The sequence below is a fragment of the Fulvivirga kasyanovii genome (assembly GCF_009711405.1).
Lineage (GTDB): Bacteria > Bacteroidota > Bacteroidia > Cytophagales > Cyclobacteriaceae > Fulvivirga > Fulvivirga kasyanovii.
In genome coordinates, this window is sequence record NZ_SMLW01000252.1 from 1 (window position 1) to 3,237 (window position 3,237).

Below are 3,237 nucleotides of genomic sequence, written 5' to 3' on the forward strand. Positions count from 1 at the left end.
ATAAATGGCATCGGGCCCGAAGTAACCATTAAGGCTTTACGGGATAACAGGATCCTCAACTTTATCACTCCGGTTATCTATGGTTCGTCTAAAACCCTCTCCTATTATAGAAAGGCACTGCGCATGGATGATTTTAACTACAGCCATGTAAAAGAGCCCGGCCAGTTCCATTTCAGAAAAGTAAATGTAGTTAACTGCTGGAACGAAATGGTTGAGATCAATACCGGCGCAGTAACCCCGGAAGCTGGTAAAGCATCATTTCAGGCACTTCAAAAAGCCACCGAAGATCTCAAGTCTGGCCTTATAGATGCGGTAGTTACTGCTCCTATAAATAAAAACAACATCCAAAGCGACGATTTTAAGTTTGCCGGACACACCGAATATTTTACACAGCAGTTTGATGCCAAAGACAGCCTGATGTTTATGACGTCTGATGACCTTAAAATCGGGGTCGTAACGGGGCATATTCCAATAAAGGATGTCAGCAAAGCACTTACGAAAGAGCTCGTGGGCCGAAAGCTTGGCATCATGGAGCAATCTTTAAGGGTAGATTTCGGTATTAAAAAGCCAAGAATTGCTGTTCTGGGCCTTAACCCTCATGCTGGTGAGGGTGGATTGCTTGGCAAGGAAGATATGGAAGTAATTGAGCCCGTAATTAAAGAGTTCAAACACAAAGGCAAGCTGATGTTTGGTCCTTTCCCCGCCGATGGCTTCTTTGGCAAGGGAGACTTCAAGAAATTTGACGGCATTTTAGCCATGTACCACGACCAGGGGTTGATCCCTTTCAAAACGCTGGCCTTTGAAAACGGTGTAAATTACACTGCCGGGTTATCCATCATAAGAACATCACCCGACCACGGCACGGCCTATGACATAGCCGGAAAAAACGAAGCACAGGAGACCTCAATGCGCCAGGCAATCTATCTGGCCAGAGATATATACAAAAACAGAAAAGAACAATTAGCAGAATAATATTTCTGTTCGAAGTACTCTGACGGCCTCTTAACTAATGCAATTTTATAACTATCTGAGGCCGACCTATGTTTATTCGTTGAAAACAATTAACTTTCAGAGAATTATAAGAACGCTGATGGATATCGTCACACGGAAACAGCTAAATATACTCATTCAACTTGCGGAGGCTGACAAGCACTTTTCGGTTTTGGAGCGCGACCGTATTTATGAAATTGCAGCCAAACGAAACTTTCCCATAGAAGGAGTAAAAGAGCTGATTCAGAACCCCGAACCTATTGGATCATTTGGAGCACTTTCAAGCGATCAGAAATTTGACTACCTTTATAGCTGTATTGATCTCATGCTTATCGATGAGAAAATCTTTGATAGCGAGTTGATTTTCTGTATTGACATAGCCATTAAACTGGGATTCAAAAAAGATGTTGTCCCCTTTCTCAAAGATGAGATCCACAGCTACCCGATGGCAACCCTAAAGCAAATAGTTTTTGACAGGTACACATAACTTAGACACAAAAACGTTTTCACTTCTTTTTTAATTATTAGAATTATCTTCTTAACTTTGCGACCTTAATTTAGTGGGAATGGCAGTGCACGAGTTAGATAAGTATAATGTAGACATATACAAGCTTCCCAACGGGATACATAATTACCAATTTGAAGTTGGTAATTCGTTTTTTGAAGCTTTTGAAAATAGTATTGTAGAAAAAGGTAAAGGAAACGTAGAGGTTGAACTTGAAAAGACCGAAACCTTTATCAAATTAAATTTCCGGATCAATACTACAGTAGAGTTGGAGTGCGACCGTAGCCTTGATTTATTTGACTACGCCTTAAGCACCGAAAAAACGCTGCTGTTGAAGTTCGGGGATGACGAGGAAGAAATTAATGATGAGATCATTATTATTCCACGTGATAAGCAAAGAATAAACCTGGCGCAACACATATATGAATTCATTGGTTTAGAGATCCCAATGAAAAAGTTGCATCCGAGATATAGCGATGAGAGTGAAGATGACGAACTTGTATATTCATCTGACAACTCAGCGCCTGACTCACCTGATGACAATAACGATCAGGGTGGTGATGATGACGACGATATAGACCCCAGGTGGCAGAAACTTAAAAATTTGAAGTAAGAATTAAATTTAAATATTTGTTAAAATGGCTCATCCTAAAAGAAAGATATCAAAAACGAGAAGAGACAAGAGAAGGACACATTATAAAGCAGAGGCTAAAAACCTTGCAATATGTCCTACAACTGGAGAGTTTCACCTACCCCACAGAGCCTTCTGGCACGAAGGTAAACTTTACTACAAAGGTAAAGTTGTAATGGAGAAGGAAGTACTAGCTTAAGTTTTAGCTTGTGAAAATTGCATTAGATGCAATGGGTGGTGATTTTGCTCCCGACTGTACAGTCAAGGGAGCAGAATTAGCCTCACAAGAGATTCCAGACGATATTAAAATCGTACTGGTAGGTAAGGAAGATATTATTCAATCCAAACTCCGTGAGTATAACGTCGACAATCCCAGTATTGAGGTTTTCCACGCTGACGATGTGATTGAAATGGGTGAGCACCCAACCAAGGCCCTCTCTCAAAAGCCTAAGGCCAGCATCCCTGTAGGGTATGGATTGCTAAAATCCGGAGCTGTTAAGGCTTTTTGCAGCGCAGGAAACACTGGTGCCATGCACGTAGGCGCCATGTTTACCATCAAAGCTATCGAAGGTATCATAAGACCGGGCATAGCAGGTTTTATTCCGAAAGAATCAGGAGATTTTGGTGTTATTATGGATGTAGGGGCAAATGCCGACTGCAAACCGGATGTATTATACCAATTCGGTGAAATGGGGTCGTTATATGCCAAACATGTATTTAATATTACCAACCCGAAAGTGGGTTTAATGAACCTGGGTGAGGAAGAACAAAAAGGAACACTGCTTACACAGGCCGCCTATCAACTGTTTAAGATCAATAGCAAAATCAATTTCATTGGCAATATAGAAGGTCGCGACCTTTTTAATGATAAGGCCGATGTTATTGTATGTGATGGTTTTACCGGAAACGTTATCCTTAAAATGGCAGAGTCGTTCTTTGACCTGCTACAGAAACGTAACATTAAAGACGACTACTTTGATAGGTTCAATTACGAAGCCATAGGCGGTAGCCCGATCCTGGGTATTAATGGCAACGTAGTGATAGGTCATGGAGTTTCCAGCCCCGAAGCCATAAAGAATATGATCCTGCTATCTGTAAAGATGGCCGAATC

At 41.2% G+C, this 3,237-nt stretch carries 5 protein-coding genes; all 5 read left to right on the forward strand.

The window, feature by feature from the left end:
- A partial coding sequence (gene pdxA, locus E1163_RS01465) for a 4-hydroxythreonine-4-phosphate dehydrogenase PdxA (protein WP_155168752.1) occupies positions 1 to 972 on the forward strand: 972 nt, incomplete at its 5' end.
- Positions 973 to 1,009: 37 nt separating this feature from the next.
- Positions 1,010 to 1,477, forward strand: coding sequence for a TerB family tellurite resistance protein (locus E1163_RS01470; RefSeq protein WP_155168753.1), 468 nt, complete (start codon positions 1,010 to 1,012; stop codon positions 1,475 to 1,477).
- A gap of 79 nt (positions 1,478 to 1,556) precedes the next feature.
- A complete protein-coding gene (locus E1163_RS01475; protein ID WP_155168754.1) occupies positions 1,557 to 2,108 on the forward strand; it encodes a YceD family protein in 552 nt (183 codons plus the stop codon).
- Positions 2,109 to 2,133: 25 nt separating this feature from the next.
- A complete protein-coding gene (gene rpmF, locus E1163_RS01480; RefSeq protein WP_155168755.1) occupies positions 2,134 to 2,325 on the forward strand; it encodes a 50S ribosomal protein L32 in 192 nt (63 codons plus the stop codon).
- Between the two features lie 10 nt (positions 2,326 to 2,335).
- On the forward strand, positions 2,336 to 3,237 hold a 902-nt coding region (gene plsX / locus E1163_RS01485), incomplete at its 3' end, for a phosphate acyltransferase PlsX (protein WP_343033715.1).